Origin of the sequence: Chryseobacterium sp. Tr-659 (assembly GCF_011752975.1) — a bacterium.
In the GTDB taxonomy this organism is placed as follows: domain Bacteria; phylum Bacteroidota; class Bacteroidia; order Flavobacteriales; family Weeksellaceae; genus Chryseobacterium.
The window spans coordinates 1-270 of the sequence record NZ_VWWP01000029.1; the positions used below are offsets into that span (position 1 = coordinate 1).

1 tRNA gene is annotated in these 270 nt (G+C 37.4%); it reads right to left on the minus strand.

Annotated elements, in window-relative coordinates:
• Positions 1-19: 19 nt before the first annotated feature.
• Positions 20-93: transfer RNA gene (locus F3J23_RS21540), tRNA-Ile, on the minus strand.
• Positions 94-270: the final 177 nt, after the last annotated feature.

Sequence of the window (270 nt, forward strand, 5' to 3'; positions counted from 1 at the left end):
TTCCCGTCTTTTTAATTAGTAGTCTCGGGCAGGCTCGAACTGCCGACCTCTACATTATCAGTGTAGCGCTCTAACCAGCTGAGCTACGAGACTGTCTGTTAGACTTACAGATTTCAGATAATAGATACCAGATTTAACTGACCCTCTTTTCTTAATCCTTGTCTCTCTCAATCCCTTTACTAATTTCTAGTGGGTTTTGTATTTTTATATATCAACCAAACAAAAAACTAAAGCTTGAACTTTAAGTAAGTTCTGTATCTTGCGATACTT